This is a genomic window from Hydrogenophaga sp. H7 (genome assembly GCF_002025745.1).
GTDB classification, from domain to species: Bacteria; Pseudomonadota; Gammaproteobacteria; order Burkholderiales; family Burkholderiaceae_C; genus Hydrogenophaga; species Hydrogenophaga pseudoflava.
In genome coordinates, this window is record NZ_MCIC01000015.1 from 42,774 (window position 1) to 63,984 (window position 21,211).

At 68.9% G+C, this 21,211-nt stretch carries 20 protein-coding genes; 11 read left to right on the plus strand and 9 right to left on the minus strand.

Annotation, left to right across the window (positions count from 1 at the left end; all coding sequences use genetic code 11):
• The first annotated feature begins 117 nt into the window (after positions 1-117).
• Positions 118-3,156, plus strand: coding sequence for a transglycosylase domain-containing protein (locus tag BC358_RS11560; protein ID WP_256861482.1), 3,039 nt, complete (start codon positions 118-120; stop codon positions 3,154-3,156).
• On the opposite strand, the gene BC358_RS11565 is transcribed toward BC358_RS11560, so the two are convergent.
• The 8 genes from BC358_RS11565 to BC358_RS11600 all read right to left on the minus strand — a co-directional run bounded on the left by BC358_RS11565 (position 3,140) and on the right by BC358_RS11600 (position 11,687).
• Positions 3,140-4,075, minus strand: a complete 936-nt coding sequence (locus BC358_RS11565) for an AraC family transcriptional regulator (RefSeq protein WP_079365940.1) — start codon at positions 4,073-4,075, stop codon at positions 3,140-3,142. The two genes, BC358_RS11560 and BC358_RS11565, sit on opposite strands and share 17 nt — an antisense overlap.
• Before the next feature lie 39 nt (positions 4,076-4,114).
• Positions 4,115-5,506: a D-arabinitol 4-dehydrogenase gene (gene dalD / locus BC358_RS11570; protein ID WP_079365941.1), complete on the minus strand. Its 1,392-nt coding sequence runs from the start codon at positions 5,504-5,506 to the stop codon at positions 4,115-4,117.
• A gap of 25 nt (positions 5,507-5,531) precedes the next feature.
• Positions 5,532-6,266 (minus strand): SDR family oxidoreductase, encoded by a 735-nt coding sequence (locus tag BC358_RS11575; protein ID WP_079365942.1) that lies wholly within the window; start codon positions 6,264-6,266, stop codon positions 5,532-5,534.
• Between the two features lie 4 nt (positions 6,267-6,270).
• Positions 6,271-7,314, minus strand: coding sequence for an ABC transporter ATP-binding protein (locus tag BC358_RS11580; protein ID WP_066150639.1), 1,044 nt, complete (start codon positions 7,312-7,314; stop codon positions 6,271-6,273).
• Between the two features lie 28 nt (positions 7,315-7,342).
• Positions 7,343-8,173 carry a carbohydrate ABC transporter permease gene (locus BC358_RS11585; RefSeq protein ID WP_079365943.1) on the minus strand — a complete coding sequence of 277 codons (831 nt, stop codon included), beginning with the start codon at positions 8,171-8,173 and terminating at the stop codon, positions 7,343-7,345.
• 9 nt (positions 8,174-8,182) lie between these two features.
• Positions 8,183-9,055, minus strand: a complete 873-nt coding sequence (locus tag BC358_RS11590) for a carbohydrate ABC transporter permease (RefSeq protein ID WP_079366209.1) — start codon at positions 9,053-9,055, stop codon at positions 8,183-8,185.
• 78 nt (positions 9,056-9,133) lie between these two features.
• On the minus strand, positions 9,134-10,336 hold the full coding sequence (locus BC358_RS11595; RefSeq protein WP_241559763.1) for a sugar ABC transporter substrate-binding protein: 1,203 nt from the start codon (positions 10,334-10,336) through the stop codon (positions 9,134-9,136).
• 322 nt (positions 10,337-10,658) lie between these two features.
• Positions 10,659-11,687, minus strand: coding sequence for a LacI family DNA-binding transcriptional regulator (locus tag BC358_RS11600; RefSeq protein ID WP_079365944.1), 1,029 nt, complete (start codon positions 11,685-11,687; stop codon positions 10,659-10,661).
• 150 nt (positions 11,688-11,837) lie between these two features.
• Here BC358_RS11600 and BC358_RS11605 point away from each other — a divergent pair, with 150 nt between their 5' ends.
• The 8 genes from BC358_RS11605 (at position 11,838) to creC (ending at position 18,726) form a co-directional block, all read left to right on the plus strand.
• A complete protein-coding gene (locus BC358_RS11605) occupies positions 11,838-12,365 on the plus strand; it encodes a gluconokinase (protein WP_256861483.1) in 528 nt (175 codons plus the stop codon).
• Positions 12,362-12,868: a TRAP transporter small permease gene (locus BC358_RS11610; protein WP_066150648.1), complete on the plus strand. Its 507-nt coding sequence runs from the start codon at positions 12,362-12,364 to the stop codon at positions 12,866-12,868. Before BC358_RS11605 ends, BC358_RS11610 begins: the two co-directional genes overlap by 4 nt.
• A 4-nt stretch (positions 12,869-12,872) precedes the next feature.
• Complete coding sequence (locus BC358_RS11615; RefSeq protein WP_079365946.1) at positions 12,873-14,165, plus strand: TRAP transporter large permease; 1,293 nt, start codon at positions 12,873-12,875, stop codon at positions 14,163-14,165.
• Positions 14,166-14,208: 43 nt separating this feature from the next.
• Positions 14,209-15,222, plus strand: a complete 1,014-nt coding sequence (locus BC358_RS11620; protein WP_079365947.1) for a TRAP transporter substrate-binding protein — start codon at positions 14,209-14,211, stop codon at positions 15,220-15,222.
• A 114-nt stretch (positions 15,223-15,336) separates the two neighbouring features.
• Complete coding sequence (gene aroE, locus BC358_RS11625) at positions 15,337-16,188, plus strand: shikimate dehydrogenase (protein WP_079365948.1); 852 nt, start codon at positions 15,337-15,339, stop codon at positions 16,186-16,188.
• Between the two features lie 27 nt (positions 16,189-16,215).
• Positions 16,216-16,920 carry a two-component system response regulator CreB gene (creB, locus tag BC358_RS11630; protein ID WP_079365949.1) on the plus strand — a complete coding sequence of 235 codons (705 nt, stop codon included), beginning with the start codon at positions 16,216-16,218 and terminating at the stop codon, positions 16,918-16,920.
• On the plus strand, positions 16,917-17,270 hold the full coding sequence (locus tag BC358_RS11635; protein ID WP_079365950.1) for a hypothetical protein: 354 nt from the start codon (positions 16,917-16,919) through the stop codon (positions 17,268-17,270). Before creB ends, BC358_RS11635 begins: the two co-directional genes overlap by 4 nt.
• Before the next feature lie 16 nt (positions 17,271-17,286).
• A complete protein-coding gene (gene creC, locus BC358_RS11640; protein WP_079365951.1) occupies positions 17,287-18,726 on the plus strand; it encodes a two-component system sensor histidine kinase CreC in 1,440 nt (479 codons plus the stop codon).
• Between the two features lie 19 nt (positions 18,727-18,745).
• Here the strand turns inward: creC and BC358_RS11645 are convergent, their stop codons facing one another.
• Complete coding sequence (locus tag BC358_RS11645; protein ID WP_079365952.1) at positions 18,746-19,300, minus strand: PaaI family thioesterase; 555 nt, start codon at positions 19,298-19,300, stop codon at positions 18,746-18,748.
• A gap of 52 nt (positions 19,301-19,352) precedes the next feature.
• On the opposite strand from BC358_RS11645, the gene BC358_RS11650 reads away from it, so the two are divergent.
• Both BC358_RS11650 and BC358_RS11655 read left to right on the plus strand, forming a co-directional pair.
• Complete coding sequence (locus BC358_RS11650; RefSeq protein ID WP_079365953.1) at positions 19,353-19,823, plus strand: MarR family winged helix-turn-helix transcriptional regulator; 471 nt, start codon at positions 19,353-19,355, stop codon at positions 19,821-19,823.
• Positions 19,816-21,177 (plus strand): MATE family efflux transporter, encoded by a 1,362-nt coding sequence (locus BC358_RS11655; protein ID WP_079365954.1) that lies wholly within the window; start codon positions 19,816-19,818, stop codon positions 21,175-21,177. The genes BC358_RS11650 and BC358_RS11655 overlap by 8 nt, the downstream gene beginning before the upstream one ends.
• Positions 21,178-21,211: the final 34 nt, after the last annotated feature.

Here is a 21,211-nt window from a genome sequence, read left to right on the forward strand (position 1 = left end):
TCGGCGTGTGCGGCACAGGTGAATGGCACGTAACTGAATGTGCCTTCGACCCACGGTTCATCCCGGTCCCGCACCTGATGGCCCACAATTGTTGCGATACAGCAGATGGAGCCCCCCTTGCCCGAAGAAACCGGCCTCGTGGCCACCCTGCCGCGGCGCGGATGGCGCCCGTCCCGGCGCCTGGTGTGGATCGGTGCGGCGCTGCTGCTGGCGGGCGCGGCGGTGGGCGGGCTGGCGGTGTACGAGGCCCAGACGTCCCGCCTGCAGGCCCGGTTCCTCAGCCGTTACGCCGCCGGTCTGGCGCACCAGACCGCCCCGGGCGCAAGTGCCCAGATGCGTTTTCCGACCCACGGCCCGTTCGACCAGCGGCTGGGCTACACCGCCATCCCGGATGTGGTGTCCCGGCTGGCGCCGCGCGGTTTCGTGGTCACCGAACAGGCGCGTCAGAGCCCGGAGCTGCAGGCCTATCTGGACCGCGGTCTGTACGCCCCATTTACCGAAAAGATCAGGACCGGCCTGACCGTGCTGGACTGCCACCGCGAGCCGGTCTACAGCTTCCGCTACCCGTACCGGACATTCGAGCGCTTCGAGCAGGTGCCGCCGCTGGTGACCCAGGCCCTGATGTTCATCGAGAACCGCGACCTGCTCGACCCCGACCGGCCGCAGATGAACCCGGCGGTCGACTGGGTGCGCTTCACCCGCGCGGTGCTGGGCCAGCTGGCCAGCCGCATCGACGCCGACATGGACAGCCCCGGCGGCAGCACCCTGGCCACCCAGATCGAAAAGTACCGCCACTCGCCCGATGGATTCACGCAGGATGCCCGCGAAAAGCTGCGCCAGATGGCGTCGGCCTCGGTGCGCGCCTACCGGCAGGGTGCCGACACGCTGCCGGTGCGGCGCCAGATCCTGCTGGACTACCTGAACTCCGTGCCGCTGTCGGCGGCGCCTCGCCATGGCGAGGTGCACGGGCTGGGCGACGGCCTGTGGGTGTGGTTCGGGACCGACTTCGAGCGCGCGCGGACGCTGCTGACGCCCGCCCAGGGGCTCGCGGCCGACCCGGCCGAGCGGGCCCAGGTGCTGCGGCAGGTGGTGGCACTCATGGTGGCGCACCGGCGGCCGTCCTGGTACCTGGCAGAGGGCCGCGGGGAGCTCGACCGGACCACCGACGCCTACCTGCGGCTGCTGGCCGCCGAAGGCCTCATCGACGACGGCTGGCGCGACGCCGCCTTGCGGCAGCGGCTGGTGTTCCGCGACATGACCCGCCAGCCGCCGAAGCTGCCCGCCAGCCCGGGCAAGGGCACGACCGCCGCGCGCAGCCGCCTGGCCGGCTGGCTGGGCACCTCGCTCTACAACCTCGACCGGCTCGACGCCCGCCTCGACACCACGATCAACGCCCCCCTGCAGGACGCGGTGAGCGGCTACCTCGGGCGCCTGGGCGACCCCGAGTTCGCGCGCAGCCAGGGCCTGATCGGCGAGCGCCTGCTGCAGCCCGGCACGCTGGGCGCGGTGCGCTACAGCTTCACCCTGCTCGAACGCACACCCGAGGGCAACCAGGTGCGCGTGCAGACCGACACCACCAACCAGCCGCTGGACATCAACGAAGGCAGCAAGCTCGAACTGGGCTCCACCGCCAAGCTGCGGGTGCTGGCGATCTACCTGGAACTTGTTGCCGAACTGCACGCCCGCCTGGCGCCGCAGGAGCCCAGGACCCTGGGCAGCATCGCCTTCGACCGGCAGGACACGCTCACCCGCTGGGCCGTGCAGCACCTCACCAACAGCCCCGACCGCAGTCTGGACGCCATGCTGGAGGCGGCGCTGGAGCGCCGGTTCTCGGCCGATCCGGGCGAGCGCTTCTTCACCGGTGGCGGCCTGCACAGCTTCAGCAACTTCAGCGCCGACGACAACACCCGCTCGCCGACGGTGCGCGAGGCCATGCAGGCCTCGATCAACCTGCCGTTCGTGCGGGTGATGCGCGAGGTGGTGCGCCACACCATGTACCAGGTGCCGGGCAGCACCGCACGCCTGCTCGAAGACGACCAGGACCCGCGGCGCAGCGCCTACCTGGCGCGCTTTGCCGACCGCGAAGGCCAGACCTTCCTGCGCCGCTTCTGGCGCAAGACCGACCAGCGAAACCCGGCCGAGTTGCGCGCCCTGCTGCTGGACGGCCTGCGCCCCACGCCCGAGCGGCTGGCCGCGGTGTTCCGCTACCTGGAGCCCGAGGCACCGGCCGAGGCGCTCGGGACCTTCCTGCACGAGCGCCTGGGCGAGAAGGCGCCCGACGCGGCGCGCGTGGCGCGCCTGCACGAGCGCTTCGCGCCCGGCGCGCTGGACCTGCCCGACCGTGGCTACGTGGCCGGCGTGCACCCGCTCGAACTCTGGCTGGTGGCCTACCGGCTGCAGCACCCCGGCGCCAGCCTGGCGCAGGCGCTGGAGGCGAGCGCCGACGAGCGGCAGGCGGTCTACGGCTGGCTGTTCCGCACCCGGGTAAAGAGTGCGCAGGACACCCGCATCTACACGCTGCTGGAAGTGGAAGCCTTCCTCGACATCCACAGCCGCTGGGCGCGGCTGGGCTACCCCTTCGGCCACCTGGTGCCCTCGCTGGCGACCGCGCTGGGCAGCTCGGGCGACCGGCCGGCGGCCCTGGCCGAGCTGATGGGCATCATCGTCAACGACGGGGTGCGCCTGCCCACCCGCCACATCACCGGCCTGCACCTGGCTGCTGACACGCCCTGGGAGACGTCGCTGGGCCGCACGGCGACGCAGGGCGAGCGCGTGATGGCACCGGAGGTGGCGCGGGCGCTGCGCAAGGCCCTGTCCGAGGTGGTGGAGCGGGGCACCGCGCGCCGCCTGTCCGGAAGCTTCAGAACCGAGGGGGGCGAGGACCTGTCGCCGGGCGGCAAGACCGGCACTGGCGACAACCGCGTGGTGGTGCGCGGGCGCGCCACGCTGGCGCTCAACCGCACCGCCACCTTCGTCTTCCACCTCGGACCGCGCTACTTCGGCAGCCTCACCGCCTATGTGGTGGGGCCGGATGCCGCGAAGTACCGCTTCACCTCGGGGCTGCCGGTGCAGATCCTGACGTCGATGGGGCCGGGCCTCATGCCCTATCTGGATGGCACCGAGGGCCGGGCCTGCCCGGTCACGCCGCGCCCTTGAAGCGCGTGAGGCTCTGGCGCCGGAACTCGGTGGGCGTCGTGCCCTTGATTTCCAGAAAGCGCCGGTTGAAGTTGGCCACGTTGTTGAAGCCGACCTCGTAGCAGATGTGGGTGACCTGCTGGTCGGTGTCCATCAGCAGCTGGCAGGCGCGGCTGATGCGCACGCGGTTGACGAAGTCGGTGAAGGTGTTGCCGGTGGCCTTGCGGAAGAAGCGGCTGAACCGGCTCTCGCTCATGCCCAGTTCCGCGGCCAGCGCGCTGGCCGAGTGGTCGTCGGCCAGGTGGTCGGTGATGCGGCTGACGACGGCGTGGATCTGGTCGATGGATGCGTCGTCGTCGTCGCTCTGCAGCTGCACGCTGGAGAGCAGCCGGTAGTCGGTGCAGGCCGTGAGGTCGGCCAGGTAGTCGCAGAAGGCGGTGAGCCGGCGCAGGCCGCGCGCGTTCTTGACGCGGTGCCAGTGCCGCTCGGCCGCTTCGGACAGGCCGAAGAACTCGATGCCATGCTTGGCGCGTTCCAGCAGGGGCAGCACCTCGCGCAGCTCGGGGATGGTTTCGGCGGCGCGGGTCAGGGGCTCGTGGGTGAACTGGATCACCAGGTCGCGCTGCGCCACGCCGCCTTCGGGCATGTCCATCGTGACCCAGTTGTGCGGCAGGCGCGGTCCGGTGAGCACCAGCTGGCCGGCCTGGAACGGGCCGATCCAGTCGCCCACGAACACCTTGCCGCTGGTGCTGGTGATCAGGTGCAGCTCGTACTCGTCGTGGTAGTGCCAGCGCGCCAGCGGCGTCGGGAAGCCGTGGGAGAGGCAGCGCACGAAGCCGACATCCGACGACAGCTCGTAGCCCAGGTCGGGCGAGCGCACGAACTCGTGCTCCAGCTCGGGCTTGAGCTGGCGCGGGGCGGTGGGCACTTTCACGGTCATGGCGGGCTCCGGCGGCGGTGGCACCTAAGTTACACCGGTTCAGGCCCTGGCGCGTTCCGCCACGAAGGCCTGCACGCGGGCAAAGGCCTTGCGCAGGGTCTCGACCAGCTGCGGGTGGCCGGCCATTTCGCCCCAGAGCGTGGTGTCGGCGGCGTAGGCGGCCACCGGGTCGGCGGCCTCGCAGATGGCGTGGGCCACGGCCGGGTCCATGGCCTGGTCCTGGTAGGTGTAGGGAATCTGCCCGGCGTGCCAGCGCTGCAGGTAGGCCAGGAACAGTGCGGGCAGCATCGCCACGCTGTCGAACGAACCGCCGCGCGCCAGCTGGTCGCGGATGGTGGGCGCGATCATGCCGGGGATCTTGGAGAACGCGTCCATGGCCACGCGCTGGTTGGTGTCGGCGATGGCGGGGTTGCCGAATCGGTCGAGCACCACGTCGCGGTACTGCTCCAGGTTGATCGGGCAGGGCAGCAGAACCGGGATGGCGTCGTCGGTCACGTAGTCGTAGGCCATCTTCCGGATGGCGGCGTCGTGCGTGCCTTCGTGGATGTAGAGGTAGCCCGCCAGCGTGCCGCCCCAGGCGATGCAGCTGTGCGTGGCGTTGAGCAGGCGGATCTTGGCTTCTTCATGGGCCTGCACCGAGTTCACCATCTCGACCCCGACCTTTTCCCACTCGGGGCGGCCGGCGATGAAGTTGTCCTCGATCACCCACTGGATGAAGCTCTCGCCCATGAGGGCGGCCTTGTCGTCCCAGCCGGTGGCGGCCTTGACGCGTTCGGCCACGTCGGGCGTGGGGCGCGGCGTGATGCGGTCGACCATGGCGTTGGGGCTGCGGGTGTGTTCCTGCACCCAGGCCTTGAGGGCCGTGTCCCCCAGCGCGTCGATGAACTGCAGCAGGCCGCCGCGCGAGCGTTCGCCGTTGTGGCGCAGGTTGTCGCAGTTCATCAGCGTGACGGCGCCACCGCCCGCCTTCATGCGGGCGCGCAGGATGCTGACCAGGCCGCCGTAGATGGTGTGGCCGGCCTGGCCCGCCTTCACGGCCTCCAGGTCGGCGCGCAGGTCGGGGAAGGTGGCCCAGTCGAGCCGGTTCTTCGCGTCGAGGTAGTAACCGGCTTCGGTGACGGTGAAGCTGATGATGCGCGTGGCCGGGTCGGCGCCGGTGGCGATCAGCGGCGCCAGGTCGTCCTGGTAGGGGATCACGCGCTGGATCGATTCGATGCGCGTGTAGCTGCGTTCGCCCTGGGGCGTGACGGTCTCCAGCGTGTAGCGGCCGCCCTGGGCCTGCAGGGCGGCGATGGTCTCGGCCATGTCGGGGCGCAGGTTGCCGCCGGCGATGGCCCAGCGCAGGTCGCCTTGCTGGCGCAGCTGGTGGATGTAGACGGCCTGGTGGGCGCGGTGGAACGAGCCCAGGCCCAGGTGCAGGATGAAGTTCATGGTGCGTCGGTGAAAAGGGAGCGGGTCAGAGGTCGAAATTCGTGGGCATCAGCACGACGTCGCGGATGGTCATGCCGCGCGGGCGGGTCAGCATGAACAGCAGCACCTCGGCCACCTCGGCCGCTTCGATCAGGCTGCCGCTGGCCTTGGCCTCGGCGAGTTTTTCTGCCGGCCAGTCGGACAGCAGCGAGGTGATGACCGGTCCCGGCGAGACCGAGCCGACGCGGATGCCGTGTTTGAACATCTGCCGCCGCACGGTCTGCACGAAGCAGTCGATGGCCCACTTGGACGAGGCGTAGACCGGCTCCCAGGGCGTGGGGAAGTGCGCGGCCAGCGAACTGGTGACGAGGATGTCGCCCGTGCCGCGGCCGACCATGTGCGGCAGCACGTTGTGCACGTTCTTCATCACCACGTTCACGTTGAGGTTCAACATGCGGTCGATGGCTTCGGGCGTGGTGTCCAGCAGGTCGCCACCGACGTAGAGGCCCGCGTTGGCGTGGAAGATGTCCAGCTGGCCCAGCAGCGCCAGCGTGTGTTCGAGCAGGCAGTTGCACTGCGCGGGGTCCAGCAGGTCCAGCACCAGGGGCAGGGCGTTAGCACCGATGGCGGCGCAGGCCTTGTCCAGCGCGGCGGCGTCGCGGTCGATCAGCAGCACGCGGGCGCCGGCGTCGGCCATGGCCTTCGCGCTGGCGAAGCCGATGCCGGAGGCAGCGCCGGTGACGGCGGCGGTTTTGTGTTGCAGGGGAAACGATGGGCTCATGGCGTCAGGCGGCCCGTGCGGCGACCACGCGGCCGGCGGTGTCGAACCAGTGGGCCTGCGAGGCGTCGATGTCCAGGCTCACCGCATCGCCCGCGTGCAGGCCGGTGCGCTCGTTCTGGCGCGCCACGAACTGCGCGCCGTTGGGCGTGCTCACGTAGATCAGGGTCTCGGCGCCCAGGGCCTCGACCAGGTCCACCTGGCCGCTCACCGGCGTGCTGCCGGTGCTGCGCACGCTCACGTTCTCCGGCCGCAGGCCGATGGCGCCACCCACGGCGCCGGCGGGGGCCTGCTGGGCCACCACGGCGGGCACCTGCTGCAGCGGCACCACGTTCATCTGCGGCGTGCCGATGAACTGGGCCACGAACTGGTTGGCGGGCCGGTCGTACAGCTCCAGCGGCGTGCCCACCTGTTCGATGACGCCGTCGCGCAGCACGACCACCTTGTCGGCCAGCGTCATGGCCTCCACCTGGTCGTGCGTCACGTAGATGGTGGTGGCGCCCAGGTCGCGGTGCAGCTTGGCGATCTCCACCCGGGTCTGGCCGCGCAGCGCGGCGTCCAGGTTGGACAGCGGCTCGTCGAACAGGAAGACCTTGGGCGAGCGCACGATGGCGCGGCCGATGGCCACGCGCTGGCGCTGGCCGCCCGAGAGTTCCTTGGGCGTGCGCTGCAGGTACTGCGTGAGGTTGAGGATGCGCGCGGCGTTCTGCACCTTCTCGTCGATCACCTTGGGGTCGACCTTGGCCAGCTTGAGCGCGAAGCACATGTTCTCGTAGACGCTCATGTGCGGGTACAGCGCGTAGCTCTGGAACACCATCGCCAGGTCGCGCTTGGAGGAGGGGGCGTGCGTGATGTCCTTGCCGTCGAGCACCAGACTGCCGCCGTCGATGTGTTCGAGGCCGGCGATCAGGCGCAGCAGCGTGGACTTGCCGCAGCCCGAGGGACCGACGAAGACGATGAACTCGCCCTTCTCGATGGACAGGTCGATGCCCTTGATGGCGCGGTTCTCGCCGAAGAACTTTTCAATGCCTTGGAGTTGCAGGTAGGCCATGGTGGTCTCTTGTCTCTCTTGAATGGGGTTACTTCACAGCGCCGAACGTGAGGCCCTGGACGAGCTGCTTCTGGCTGAACCAGCCAAAGACCACGATGGGGGCAATGGCCATGAGCGAGGCGGCGGACAGCTTGGCCCAGAACAGGCCTTCGGGGCTGGAGTAGCTGGCGATCAGCGTGGCCAGCGTGCCGGCCTTGGCCGAGCTGAGGTTGAGCGACCAGAAGGCCTCGTTCCAGCTCAGCACCAGGCACAGCAGGCCGGTGGAGGCCAGGCCGCCCATGCCCAGCGGCAGCAGCACCTTGGTGGCCTCCTGCCAGAGGGTGGCGCCGTCCATGCGCGCGGCCTCCAGGATCTCGTGCGGGATCTCCTTGAACGAGGAGTACAGCATCCAGACCATGATGGGTAGGTTGGACAACGTGAACACGATGATCAGGCCCAGCTGCGTGTCCAGCAGCTGGCTCTTCTGCGCCATCACGTAGATGGGCACCAGGGCGCCCACCGCCGGCATCATCTTGGTGGAGAGCATCCACATCAGGATGTCCTTGTCGCGCTGGCCCTTGTGGAAGGCCATGGCGTAGGCCGCGGGGGCGGCGATGGCCAGGCCCAGCAGGGTGGACACCACGCTGGTGACCACCGAGTTCCAGGCGTAGTGCAGGTAGTCGCTGCGCTCCTGCACCTCGTGGAAGTTCTCCAGCGTGGGCGAGAAGAACAGCTCGGGCGGCACCGCGATGGCCTGCAGCTCGGTCTTGAACGCTGTCAGCAGCAGCCAGCCCAGCGGGAAGAACAGCAGCAGGGCCACGGCCCAGGCGGCCATGGTGCGCACCGCGTAGGCGGGGGTGAAGGTGGATTGACGTGCCATGGGTGGGCCTTATTTGTCGAGGTTCTTGCCGACCATGCGGATCAGGAAGATCGCGGCGATGTTGGCCAGCACGACGGCGAACAGGGCACCGGCCGAGGCCACACCGGCGTCGAAGTTCAGCAGCGCCTGCTTGAAGATCAGGAAGGCCACGTTGGTGCTGGCGTCGCCCGGGCCGCCACCGGTGGTGGTGTAGATCTCGGCGAAGACGCTGAGCAGGAAGATCAGCTCGATCATCACGACCACGGCCACCGAGCGGCCCAGGTGCGGGATGTAGAGGTAGCGCAGCTGCTGGCCGTAGGTGGCGCCGTCCATGCGCGCGGCTTCCAGCTGCTCGCGGTCCATGCTCTGCAGCGCGGTCATGAAGATCAGCGTGGCAAAGGGAAGCCACTGCCAGCTCACCATCACGATCACCGAGAACAGCGGGTGGTCGGTGAGCCAGTCCACCGGCGCGGCGCCGAAGAAGGCCCAGACCTGGGCGAGCACGCCGTAGATCGGGTTCATCATCATGTTCTTCCACATCAGCGCGTTGACCGTGGGCATGACGAAGAAGGGCGAGATCAGCAGCACGCGCACCAGACCGCGGCCGGCGAAGGGCTCGTTGATCAGCAGGGCGATGGCCACGCCCAGGATCACGGTGATCAGGATCACGCTGCCCAGCAGCAGGATGGTGTTGATCACCGAGGTCGTGAACGACGGATCGGTCACGAAGTATTCGAAGTTCTCCAGCCCGACGAAGCCGCTCTGGTCGGGTTGCATCAGGTTGTAGCGGATGACGGAGAAATAGATCGTCATCACCAGCGGCACGATCATCCACAGGAAGAGCGTGGCCACCGCGGGCGTCAGCAGCAGACGCGGCAGGGTGCGCGATGTGGGGCGGTTCATGGCCATGGACGTGAGAGGGGAAAACCCCTCCCCCGCGGGCGGGGGAGGGCGGTCAGACCGGGTGGGGCCTGCGGTGGCTTACTTGTAGTAGCCGGCCTTCTTCATCTCGCGTTCGGCGGCGACCTGCGAGGCCTTCAGCGCGTCGTCCACGCTGGTCTTGCCAGCCAAAGCAGCGCTCATCTGCTGGCCCACGGCGATGCCGATGGACTGGAACTCCGGAATGGCGGCGAACTGCACGCCCACGTACGGGCTCTTGGGCAGGGTCGAGTCGGTCGGGTTGGCCGATTCGATGGCCTTGAGCTCGGCCGCGGCGAAGCGGGCGGCCTTCTGGAATTCCGGCGAGGCGTAGGTGCTCTTGCGGGTGCCGGTGGGCACGTTGGCCCAGCCGTTGGTCTTGGCGACCAGCTGGATGTATTCCTTGCTGGTGGCCCAGGTCACGAACTTCTGGGCGGCGTCGACCTTCTTGGAACCGGCGGGGATGGCCAGGTTCCAGGACCACAGCCAGTTCGCGCCTTTCGGCGTGACGGCGGTGGGGGCCTGGGCGAAGGCCATCTGGTCGGCCACCTTCGACTGCTTGGGGTCGCTCACGAAGGAGGCGGCGATGGTGGCGTCGATCCACATGCCGCACTTGCCCGAGTTGGTCAGCGCCAGGATTTCGTTGAAGCTGTTGTTCGACGAGCCGGGCGGGCCGTAGTTCTTTAGCAGGTCGACGTAGAAGGTGATGGCGTCCTTCCAGGGCTTGCTCTCCAGCTGGGGCTTCCAGCTCATGTCGAACCACTGGCCGCCGTGGGTGTTGACCAGGGTGGACAGGAAGGCCATGTTGTCGCCCCAGCCCGGCTTGCCGCGCAGGCAGATGCCGTAGGTGTTGGGCGGGTTGTGGATCTTGGCGGCCAGCGCCTTGATGTCGGTCCAGGTCGGGTTGTCGGCGACCTTGATGCCGGCCTTGTCGGCCAGGTCCTTGCGGTACATCAGCATGGACGACTCGCCGTAGAACGGGGCGGCGAACAGCTTGCCGTCCACCGTCAGGCCGCCGCGCACGGCGGGCAGCAGGTCGTTCACGTCGTAGGCGGCGTCGGTCTTGAGCTCGGTGAGCCAGCCCTTCTTGCCCCAGATCGGCGCTTCGTACATGCCGATGGTCATGATGTCGAACTGGCCGCCCTTGGTGGCGATGTCGGTCGTCACGCGCTGGCGCAGTACGCCTTCTTCCAGCGTGACCCACTTGAGCTTGATGTCGGGGTTGGCGGCCTCGAAGTTCTTCGAGAGCTTCTGCATCTCGATCATGTGGCCGTTGTTCACGGTCGCGATCACGAGTTCGGTGGCGGCGTTGGCGCCCGCGGCGGCCAGCAGGCCGGCGGCGAACACGGTGGCAAGGCGGAATTTCACAGGGTGTCTCCTGAGGTGGGTGGTGGCGTTCGTCCAGGTTCAACGGTGTCTGAAACCGTGGACCGGATTCTGGGCACCTTCTGACCCGCGGTTTGTACGCAAATCGGCCAGATATGTACTTGCTTGCGTTATCAGGCTGGGATTAACCCTAGGTGCCGGCAAAAAGTATGTGCGACCTGCAAAGCGGTACTTCGCGGGTGCAGCAAGGTATCGGTTCTGCTCAGGTGGAGGCGCGCAGCCGCAACTCGAAACCCAGGTCCACCGAGTGCCGGGCGGGCGTGTCGCCGCGCATCAGGCTCAGCAGCATCTGGGCGCTGGCCTCGCCGATGGCGCCGCGCGGCGTGGCCACGGTGGTCAGCGGCGGCAGCATCTGGTCGCTGCCCGAGAGGTCGTTGAAGCCCGCCACCGCCAGCCGCTGCGGCACGGCCACGCCCAGGCGCAGTGCGGCCAGCAACCCGCCCTGGGCCAGGTCGTCGTTGCAGAAGAAGACGGCGTCGCAGCCGGGCTGCTCGCGCAGCAGCCGCTCCAGCAGCTCGCCGCCCAAGGCCATCGACGAGGGCCGCGGGTCCAGCCATTCCAGCGCCGGGTCGTACAGGCCCTCGGCCTGCAGCGCGCGGCGGTAGCCCTCGGCGCGCTGCAGGGTGCGCGGGTCGAGTTGCGCGGCGACGAAGGCGATGCGGCGCCGGCCGCGCGCCAGCAGGTGGCGGGTGATGGCCTCGCCCGCGTCGCGCTGCGAGAAACCCACGCAGTACTGCGCCGGGTCGGTGGACAGCTCCATCAGGTGCACGCAGGGCACGCCGCTGTGCGCCATCAGTTCGCGCGTGGCGGCGTTCTGGTCGATGCCGGTCACCAGCAGGCCGGCGGGCCGGTGCTGCAGCTGCTCGCGCAGCAGCTGTTCTTCTTCGTCCGGGCTGTAGTGGGTGATGCCGATGAGCGTCTGGTAGCCGGCCGGGCGCAGGGTGCGCTGCACCGCCTCCAGCAGGTCCACGAACAGGGCGTTGGACAGCATCGGTATCAGCACCGCCACGTGCGAGCCGTGGCGCGAGGCGAGGGCGCGCGCCGCCGGGTCGGGCACGTAGCGCAGCTGCTGCGCCGCCTCCCGGACGCGCCCGGCCAGCACCGGGTCCACGGTGCGCTCGCCGCGCAGGGCGCGCGAGACAGTGATCGGGCTCACGCCCGCCAGCGCCGCGACGTCGGCCAGGGTCACCCGGCCGGTGGCGCGGGGGCGGGAAGGGGGTGGGGGGGGCATCAGGGTTTTTACGGGTGTCGGCCAGGAATCATAGCCTTAAGATAGCGCTATCTCAAGACGGCAGACCCCCTCGAAAACCCGAGCCGCCACCAAGCCCGGCCTGGCCACAGGCCGTTTTTTCTTCCGACAAAAGATAGCGCTATCTCAAACATGAACACGGTTCAAAATGCGTCGCTGGTGGTGATGGGCGTGGCCGGTTGCGGCAAGTCCAGCCTGGGCGCCGGACTGGCTGAACGCCTTGGGCTGCCGCTCATCGAAGGCGACGACCACCACAGCCCTTCCAGCCGCGACAAGATGCGCCAGGGCATCGCTCTGACCGACGCCGACCGCGCCGGCTGGCTGGCGACGCTGGCCGGGCTGCTGGCCCGTTCGCCCGGTGGCGTGGTGCTGACCTGCTCGGCCCTGCGGCGCGCCTACCGCGACCAGCTGCGCGCCGCGGCCCCGGGCCTGCGCTTCGTCTTCATCGACATCACCCCGGCGCTGGCCAGCGAACGCGTGGCCGCGCGCTCGGCGCACTTCTTCAACACCGCACTGGTGGACAGCCAGTTCGCCACGCTGGAATCGCCGGTGGGCGAGCCCGGCGTGCTGCGCGTCGACGCGGCCGAGCCCCTGCCGCAACTGCTGGACCAGGCCGCCGCCTGGGCCGCCGCCCCGTCCCCCAGCCAGGAGGCCGCATGAACACGCCCGACCAACCCAAGGCGCATCCCCTGCAGCGCGCGGCCCAGACCCTGATGGCCGTGTGCCTGGCCGTCATGGCCTGTTCCGTCTTCCTCAACGTGGTGCTGCGCTACGGCTTCGGCAGCGGCGTGGCCGCCAGCGAGGAACTCTCGCGCCTGCTGTTCGTCTGGATGGTGTTCCTCGGCGCCGCCGCGGCCTACCCGGCCGGCGAGCACATGGCCTTTACCAGCCTGGTGGGTCTGCTGCGCCGCCGTCCGCTGGCTTTCAAGGCCGCCACGCTGCTGATCCGCCTGCTGGTGCTGCTGGCCTGCGTGCTGCTGGGCCGGGGCGCCTGGCAGCAGGTGGTGGTGGGCATGGACAGCCACTCGGTGGTGCTCAAGGCGCCGGCCGCGCTGCTGCCGCTGCCGGCGTTGCTGTGCGCCATTGCCATCGGCGCGATGGTGGTGTGGGAAATCATCAAGGCCAAGCCGCTGGACCTCGGCCACGGCGTGGACGTGGAGTGACGCGATGAGCCTCGAAGCACAAGCCTTCATCGTCTTCGTCCTCGGCATGCTGGTGCTCATGGGCATCGGCATGAACATGGCGTTCGCCCTGCTGCTCACCGGCGCCGCCATGGCCTGGGTGATGGACTTCTTCGACACCCAGCTGCTGGCGCAGAACATGGTGGCCGGTGTGGACAGCTTCCCGCTGCTGGCCGTGCCCTTCTTCATCCTGGCCGGTGAGCTGATGAACAGTGGCGGCATCAGCCGGCGCATCATCGAAATGGCGCAGACCTGGGTCGGCCACATCCGCGGCGGCCTGGGCTTCGTGGCCATCGGCGCGGCGGTGCTGATGGCGTCCATGAGCGGCTCGGCCCTGGCCGACACCGCGGCGCTGGCCACCATCCTGCTGCCCATGATGCGCGAGCACGGCTACCCCATGCACCGCTCGGCCGGGCTGATCGCCTCGGGCGGCATCATCGCGCCCATCATCCCGCCGTCCATGCCGTTCATCATCTACGGCGTCACCACCAACACCTCCATCTCGGCGCTGTTCCTCTCGGGCATCGTGCCGGGTCTGATGATGGGCGCCGCGCTCATCGTCACCTGGAAGATCGTGCTCAAGGGCATGAACCTGCAGGACAACCCGCCCGTGCCCATGGCCGGCCGGCTGCGCGCCACGGCCCGGGCCTTCTGGGCGCTGCTGATGCCGCTGATCATCATCGGCGGCATGAAGAGCGGCGTGTTCACGCCCACCGAGGCCGCCGTGGTGGCCGCGTTCTACGCGCTGGTGGTGTCGCTGTTCATCCACCGCGAGATGAAGATCGGCCAGCTGCACGGGGTGCTGGTGCGCGCTGCGCGCACCACCGCGGTGGTGATGTTCCTCTGTGCCGGCGCCCAGGTGGCCAGCTACATGATCACGCTGGCCGACCTGCCCGGTGTGCTGGGCGGCTGGCTGGGGCCCCTGGTGGAGAACCCGCGCCTGCTGATGGCCGTGATGATGATCGTGCTGGTGCTGATCGGCACCGCACTGGACCTCACGCCCACCATCCTGATCTTTGCGCCGGTGATGCTGCCGATCGCCGTCAAGGCCGGCATCGACCCGGTGTACTTCGGCCTGATGTTCGTGCTCAACGGCGCCATCGGCCTCATCACGCCGCCCGTAGGCACCGTGCTCAACGTGGTGGCCGGCGTGGGCCGCCTGCCCATGCACCAGGTCATCAAGGGCGTGAACCCCTTCCTGCTCAGCTACACGCTGGTGCTGGCCCTGTTTGTTTTGTTCCCGCAGATCGTCACCGCCCCCGTGGCGTGGATGCGCTGATCCCCTCATCCCTTCGTCCGCTTTTTCACCCAAGGAGACTGTCATGTCCATGTTCCGCCGCACCCTGATCGCCGCCACCGCCGCGGCCGCCTTCGCCGCCCCGTTCGCCAGCTTTGCGCAGGACATCAAGCCGCGCCTGATCCGCTTTGGCTACGGCCTCAACGAGGACTCCAACCAGGGCCGCGCCGTCAAGCTGTTCGCACAGGAAGTCGAGAAGGCCTCGGGCGGCAAGATGAAGGTGCGCGCCATCGGCGCCGCCGCGCTCGGCTCCGACGTGCAGATGCAGCAGGCCCTGATCGGCGGCGCGCAGGAAATGATGGTCGGCTCCACCGCCACCCTGGTGGGCATCACCAAGGAAATGGCGATCTGGGACACGCCCTTCCTGTTCAACAACGCCAAGGAAGCCGACACCGTGCTCGACGGCCCGGTGGGCCAGAAGGTGATGGACAAGCTGCAGGAGAAGGGCCTGGTCGGCCTGGTGTACTGGGAGAACGGCTTCCGCAACCTCACCAACAACAAGCAGCCCGTGGCCAAGCTGGAAGACTTGAACGGCATCAAGCTGCGCGTGATGCAGAACGATGTGTTCCTCAACAGCTTCAAGACCCTGGGCGCCAACGCCATCCCGCTGCCGTTCTCCGAGCTGTTCACCGCGCTGGAGACCAAGACCGTCGACGGCCAGGAGAACCCCTACAACACCATCCTGTCGAGCAAGTTCTACGAGGTGCAGAAGTACCTGACCGTGACCAACCACGTCTACAGCCCCTGGATCGTTACCGTGAGCAAGAAGTGGTGGGACGGCCTCTCCAAGGACGAGCAGAAGGTGCTGGCCGACGCCGCGAAGAAGAGCCGCGACTTCGAGCGCCAGGACACCCGCGCCGAAGCCGCCAAGGCCCTGGGCGACCTCAAGGCCAAGGGCATGCAGGTCAACGAACTCAGCCCGGCCGAAGCCAACCGCATGCGCGAGAAGCTGGGCGCCGTCAACGCCAGCATCGCCGCCAACGTGGGCGAAGCGCTGTGGAAGGACACCCAGGCCGCCGTCGCGGCGGCGCGCAAGTGATCTGAATCCGCGGCCTGCTGCAGGCCCCGCACACGGAAGCCGGTCTTGCCCCAGACCGGCTTTTTTGTTTTCATGGGCCTCTTTTCACGAGCCCAGGCTCCGCGGGGACACGCCATGAACTTCCTCCACACGCTCACCGGCTCCTTCGCCCAGCCCGCCGCCGAGAACCCGACGGTCGCCATGATCGAGGCCGCCTACCGGCACCACGGCATGGAATGGCGCTACGTCAACTGCGAGGTGCCGCCCGAGAAGCTGGCCGACGCGGTGCGCGGCGCCCGCGCCATGGGCTGGGCGGGGTTCAACTGCTCGCTGCCGCACAAGGTGACCGTGATCGAACACCTCGACGGCCTCGCGCCATCGGCGCAGATCATCGGCGCGGTCAACACCGTGGTGCTGCGGGACGGCCTGCTGGTGGGCGAGAACACCGACGGCCAGGGCTTCGTCGAAGCGCTGCGCCCGGTCTGCACCATCGAAGGCCAGCGCGTGCTGCTGTTCGGCGCCGGTGGCGCGGCGCGCGCGGTGGCGGTGGAACTGGCCCTGGCCGGTGCGGTCCACATCACCGTGGTCAACCGGGGCCGGCTGCGCGGCCAGGAACTGGCCGACCTGATCGCGGCCAGGACCGGCGCCACCGCCGAATACCTGCACTGGCAGCCGACCATGCCGATCCCCACGGGCACCGGCATCGTGGTCAACGCCACCTCCATCGGCTTGTTCCCGAATGTGGACGACCAGCTCGACATCGACTGGAGCACCCTGCGCCCCGACATGGTGGTGGCCGACGCGATCCCCAATCCGCCGCACACCCACCTCATCCGCACCGCCGAGGCCGCCGGCTGCACCGTGCTCGACGGCCTGGGCATGCTGGTGAACCAGGGCGCGGTGGCGATCCGGCTCTGGAGCGGGGTGGATGTGGACCGGGGGGTGATGCGGCGGGAGCTGGAGCGGGCGCTGGGTGTGGCAGAGTAGCCGCCTGCTTCAACGCCCCTGCATGCAATGCCCCAGATTCTTCTTCTCGAAGACGAACCCGCGATCGCCGACACGCTGCTCTACGCGCTGCGCAGCGAGGGCTTCGAGGTCACCCATGTCACCCTCGCGCGCGACGCGCTGGCGGCATTCGCGCAGCAGCCTCCCGATCTTGCGATTCTCGATGTCGGCGTGCCCGACGGCAACGGCTTTGATGTCTGCCGCGCGATCCGCAAGACCAGCGAGCTGCCCATCGTCTTCCTCACCGCGCGCAGCGAGGAGATCGACCGTGTACTCGGGCTGGAGCTGGGCGCGGACGACTACGTGAGCAAGCCGTTCTCGCCGCGCGAGGTCTGCGCACGGGTCAAGGCGATCCTGCGGCGCACGGCCAACGGCAAGGCGGCGGAGCAGGGCGCCGCGCTGCCGCTGGCCGGGGCGGCCGCGTTGCGGCTGGACGAACCCGCGCAGCGCATCGCCTGCGGCGGCGGCTACCTCGCTCTCACGCGCTACGAGTACCTGCTGCTGGCGACGCTGCTGCGGCGGCCCGGCCGCATCTTCTCGCGCGCCGAACTGATGGACCTGGTCTGGGCCGATGCGCCCGACACGCTGGACCGCACGGTCGACGCCCACATCAAGCTGCTGCGCGCCAAGCTGCGCGAGCGCGGCCTCTCGCCCGACCTGATCCAGACGCACCGGAACATGGGGTATTCGATTCAGTTGGAGATCCGAACATGAAGTCATACGAAGAGGTTTCGGTGCTTGAGCCCGGAAATGACGGGGCCGTGGTGTCGATTTCAGGCCAAGAGAATCCGTTGGTACTGTTGAAACCGGCCTATCTGGAGCATCTTGTTCTGTTGAGTGACAAGGCTGAGCGAGAACTGCTTGGCGTCCCTGAGCGCTTTGAAACCAGCGCGTTGAAGCAGCTTTGTATGGAGGTCCAGACTTTGCTGACTTCCTATCGCGAGACATGCAACAAGTTCTATGGGGACACTCCGGCTGAAGCCAGTCTCAAAGCAGTCCAGGAAGAGGTTGAAGCGATGAGGTTGCGCCTCGGAATGTCAGGCAGCGCTCCAGAGGCAGACTGACACTCGGGCTTCGCTGGTGCGCATCGGTCTCCGCCTCCTGTTCGCTTTCTTCCTGGTGCTCGGCCTGGCGCTGTTCGTCGTGCTGCGTGTCTTCATCGAGGAGGTCAAGCCCGGCACGCGGCTGGCGATGGAGGACAGCCTGGTGGACGCGGCGAACGCGCTGGCGCTGGTGGCGGCGCCGGACCTGAAGGCCGGCACCATCGCCAGCGGCTCCTTTGCGCAGGCCCTGTCGGCACTGCCCTCGGTGGACCCGGGCGCGACGATCTGGGGCTTTCGCAAGTCGCGCGTCGACTACCGCATCACCGTCACCGACGCGCGCGGCATCGTGGTGTTCGACAGCCGCGGGCAGGATCTGGGCAAGGACCATTCGCAGTGGAACGACGTGCTGCGCACGCTGCGCGGCGAGTACGGCGCGCGCTCCAGCGGCGAAAGCGCCTACGACGCCGACCGCACCGTGATGCACGTGGCGGCGCCGGTGAAGGATGGCACGCGCATCATCGGCGTGCTCACCGTCTCGCGCCCGAACCAGACGCTGGAGCCCTACATCCAGCGCAGCCGCGACCGCATCCTCAACTGGTCGTGGGTGCTGCTGGGGCTGTCGCTGGCGATCGGTCTGCTGTTCACCTGGTGGATCGCCAGCTCGCTCTCGCGCCTGCGCGGCTACGCCAACGCGGTGGCGCGCGGCGAGCGGGCCGAACTGCCGCGCATGGGCCGGCTCTCGGGCAACACCGAATTCGCCGACCTCGCGCAGGCGGTCGAGCGCATGCGCCTGAAGCTCGAAGACAAGGCCTACGTCGAGAACTATGTGCACACGCTGACGCACGAGCTCAAGAGCCCGCTGGCGGCGATCCGCGGTGCAGCCGAGCTGCTGCAGGAGCCCATGCCCGAGGCCGACCGCGAGCGCTTCGCGGGCAACATCCAGCGCCAGACCGAGCGCCTGCAGCAGCTGATCGACCGGCTGCTGGCGCTGGCCGACGTGGAGCAGCTGCGGCAGCTGCGCACGGTGGAGCCGGTGGACCTGGCGGCGCTCACGCGCGAGCTGTTGCACACCGCCGAACCGACGCTGCGGCGCAAGGGTCTGCGGGTTCAGACCACGCTGGACGAGGGCGCCACGGTGCACGGCGACCGCTTCCTGATCGCGCAGGCGCTGCAGAACCTGCTGGACAACGCCATCGACTTTTCACCGCAGGGCGGGGCGCTGGTGGTGGTTGCCAGGCGCCTGGACGGGCGGGTGGAATGGTCGGTGCGCGACGAGGGGCCGGGCGTGCCCGACTACGCGGCTGACAGGATTTTCGACCGCTTCTATTCGCTGCCGCGCGCCGACACGCAGGAGAAAAGTTCGGGCCTGGGGCTGTGCCTCGTGAAGGAGGTCAGCGAGCTGCACGGCGGCACGCTGCACATTGACAACGTGACCGACCCGCGCGGCTGCCGCGCGAGCTGGACGCTGCCAGCCTGACGCGCCGCGCCCCCGTGCCTCAGCGGCCGGCCCGCGCGGTCGCGTCGAAGATGAAGCAGGTGGTGGTGGCGTGGGCGTAGAGCTTGCCGTCGGGGCCGACGATGCGCGCCTCGGCGGTGGCCATCTGCCGGCCGCTGTGGATCACCTTGCCGATGGCGCGCAGCGGCCCCGTCCTGTCGCTCGCGGCGCGCACGATGTTCAGGCCGAGCTCGGCGGTGGTGTAGCCGGTGCCGGCGGGCAGCTTGGTCTGCACCGCACAGCCCAGCGCCGAGTCCAGCAGGGTGGCGTACCAGCCGCCGTGCACCGTGCCCAGCGGGTTGTAGTGTTTGAACTGCGGTTCACCCTGGAACACCGCGTGACCGTCGCCCACTTCGATCAGGTAGAAGCCCAGGGTCTCGCTGATGGGCGGGTAGGGCAGCTCGCCGCGCAGCATCGCTTGCATGATCTCCAGCCCTGTCTTGCCGGCGATCTGTTCCGGCGTTGAAACGCCGGCCCGGCCGCCGCCGGCCTCAATGCGCTGCCGCACGGCGGCTTCTTCCTGTTCCCAGCGCAGGCGGATGTTCTCAGTATCCATGGTGTGTCCTCAAAACAGTTGCATATGCAATTATTGTAGATACAATCAACTCATGGCCGCAAGCACCACCCCCAAATCCCTGCCGCAAGGTTGCACCAACCTCAAGCTGCGCCAGTTCATGCGCCGCGTGGCCCAGTTCTACGACGCCGAGATGGCGCAGGTGGGGCTCAAGACCACGCAGTACTCGCTGCTGTCCTATGTCGACAAACTGGGGCCGGTGCGTCCCGGCGAGCTGGCCGAGGGGCTGAAGATGGACGCGTCCACGCTCACGCGTAACCTGCGGCCGCTGGTCGATGCCGGCTGGGTCGTGGTCGCGGCGGGCGAGGACGCGCGCAGCCGCCTGGTGAGCCTCACGCCCGCCGGCCGCGAGAAGCGCGCCGAAGCCAAACGCCGCTGGAAGGTGGCGCAACTGGGCATCAACCGCCTGCTCGGCGAGGACCAGGTGGTGGCGCTGCACACGCTGATCGACGCGTCGATGGACAAGCTCGCTCCCGTGGCGGCCGGGGGCGAGGGCGATGAGTGAGCCCGGCGTCCACGCGCCCAACCCCCTGTTGACCGCGCCCATCCTGCCGCTGCTGCTGAGGTTCGCGCTGCCCAACATGGTGGCCATGCTGGCGACAGCGCTGGCGGCCATCGCCGAGACCGCCTACGTCGGCCGCTTCGGCTCGCCCGCGCTGGCCGGCATGGCGCTGGTGTTTCCCTTCGTGATGTTCCAGATGATGCTGTCGGCCGGGGCCATGGGCGGCGGCGTCTCGTCGGCGGTGAGCCGGGCGCTGGGCGCGGGCGATGCCGCGCGGGCCAACGCGCTGGCGGTGCACGCGGTGTGGATCGCGCTGGCCGCCGGTGCGGTCTACATGGTGGCCATGCTCACGCTGGGCGAGGCCCTGCTGTCGGCGCTGGGCGGGCAGGGCGAGGCGCTGGCCCAGGCCATGGCCTATGGCAACGTCGCCTTTCTGGGCTCGGTGTTCGTCTGGCTGGTGAACACCCTGGCGTCGGTGATCCGCGGCGCCGGAAACATGGCCGCGCCCTCGGTGACGCTGTTTGCCGTGGCGCTGCTGCAGGTGGCGCTGGGTGGAGTGCTCGGGCTGGGCTGGGGGCCGCTCCCGCCGCTGGGCATGGCGGGCGTCGCGGCGGGTGGTGTGGTCGCCTACGGGGCGGGCGCGGCCTGGTTGTGGTGGACTCTCGCTTCGGGCCGGGCGCGCATATCGCTGAACATGCGCGGAACTCGTTTCGAGCGCGCGCTGTTCGCCGACATCCTGCGCGTCGGCGCGGTGGCCTGCATCTCGCCGCTGCAGACCGTGCTGACCATCCTCATCCTCACGCGGCTGGTGGCGCAGTTCGGCACCGACGCGCTGGCCGGCTACGGCATCGGCACGCGGCTCGAATTCCTGCTGGTGCCGGTCGCGTTCGCCGTGGGCGTGGCATCGGTGCCGCTGGTGGGCATGGCGATCGGCGCCGGCCAGGTGGCCCGGGCGCGGCGCGCGGCCTGGACGGCGGCGGGGCTGGCCACCGCCATCCTCGGCGGGCTGGGCCTGATCGTGACGCTGGCGCCCGACCTCTGGACCGGCCTGTTCTCGCAGGACCCGGCGGTGCTGGACGCCGCGGCGGGCTACTTCCGCTGGGCCGGCCCGGTCTACGGCCTGTTCGGACTGGGCCTGTCGCTGTACTTCTCGTCGCTGGGTGCGGGAAAGGCGGTTGGCCCGGTGCTGGCGGGCACGCTGCGGCTGGTGATGGTGGCCGGCGGCGGCCTGCTGCTGGCCTTGTGGCAGACACCCACCTGGACCATCTTCGCGCTGCTGTCGGCGGGCATGGCGGCGTACGGCCTCAGCTCCGTGCTGTTCGTGCGTCTCACCCCTTGGGGTGTGGAGAAGGCCTGAGATATTTCACATTCGCTTCACACAGGCTGCGTGG

What these genes read in the sequence shown, in the direction of transcription:
- BC358_RS11575 (WP_079365942.1), bottom strand. Translation starts at nt 6,266, where the DNA reads ATGAGCCCATCGTTTCCCCTGCAACACAAAACCGCCGCCGTCACCGGC.
- BC358_RS11585 (WP_079365943.1), bottom strand. Translation starts at nt 8,173, where the DNA reads ATGGCACGTCAATCCACCTTCACCCCCGCCTACGCGGTGCGCACCATG.
- BC358_RS11600 (WP_079365944.1), bottom strand. Translation starts at nt 11,687, where the DNA reads ATGCCCCCCCCACCCCCTTCCCGCCCCCGCGCCACCGGCCGGGTGACC.
- BC358_RS11595 (WP_241559763.1), bottom strand. Translation starts at nt 10,336, where the DNA reads ATGATCGAGATGCAGAAGCTCTCGAAGAACTTCGAGGCCGCCAACCCC.
- aroE (WP_079365948.1), top strand. Translation starts at nt 15,337, where the DNA reads ATGAACTTCCTCCACACGCTCACCGGCTCCTTCGCCCAGCCCGCCGCC.
- BC358_RS11655 (WP_079365954.1), top strand. Translation starts at nt 19,816, where the DNA reads ATGAGTGAGCCCGGCGTCCACGCGCCCAACCCCCTGTTGACCGCGCCC.
- BC358_RS11605 (WP_256861483.1), top strand. Translation starts at nt 11,838, where the DNA reads ATGAACACGGTTCAAAATGCGTCGCTGGTGGTGATGGGCGTGGCCGGT.
- BC358_RS11580 (WP_066150639.1), bottom strand. Translation starts at nt 7,314, where the DNA reads ATGGCCTACCTGCAACTCCAAGGCATTGAAAAGTTCTTCGGCGAGAAC.
- BC358_RS11645 (WP_079365952.1), bottom strand. Translation starts at nt 19,300, where the DNA reads ATGGATACTGAGAACATCCGCCTGCGCTGGGAACAGGAAGAAGCCGCC.
- BC358_RS11650 (WP_079365953.1), top strand. Translation starts at nt 19,353, where the DNA reads ATGGCCGCAAGCACCACCCCCAAATCCCTGCCGCAAGGTTGCACCAAC.
- BC358_RS11620 (WP_079365947.1), top strand. Translation starts at nt 14,209, where the DNA reads ATGTCCATGTTCCGCCGCACCCTGATCGCCGCCACCGCCGCGGCCGCC.
- creB (WP_079365949.1), top strand. Translation starts at nt 16,216, where the DNA reads ATGCCCCAGATTCTTCTTCTCGAAGACGAACCCGCGATCGCCGACACG.
- BC358_RS11610 (WP_066150648.1), top strand. Translation starts at nt 12,362, where the DNA reads ATGAACACGCCCGACCAACCCAAGGCGCATCCCCTGCAGCGCGCGGCC.
- BC358_RS11615 (WP_079365946.1), top strand. Translation starts at nt 12,873, where the DNA reads ATGAGCCTCGAAGCACAAGCCTTCATCGTCTTCGTCCTCGGCATGCTG.
- dalD (WP_079365941.1), bottom strand. Translation starts at nt 5,506, where the DNA reads ATGAACTTCATCCTGCACCTGGGCCTGGGCTCGTTCCACCGCGCCCAC.
- BC358_RS11590 (WP_079366209.1), bottom strand. Translation starts at nt 9,055, where the DNA reads ATGAACCGCCCCACATCGCGCACCCTGCCGCGTCTGCTGCTGACGCCC.
- BC358_RS11565 (WP_079365940.1), bottom strand. Translation starts at nt 4,075, where the DNA reads ATGACCGTGAAAGTGCCCACCGCCCCGCGCCAGCTCAAGCCCGAGCTG.
- BC358_RS11635 (WP_079365950.1), top strand. Translation starts at nt 16,917, where the DNA reads ATGAAGTCATACGAAGAGGTTTCGGTGCTTGAGCCCGGAAATGACGGG.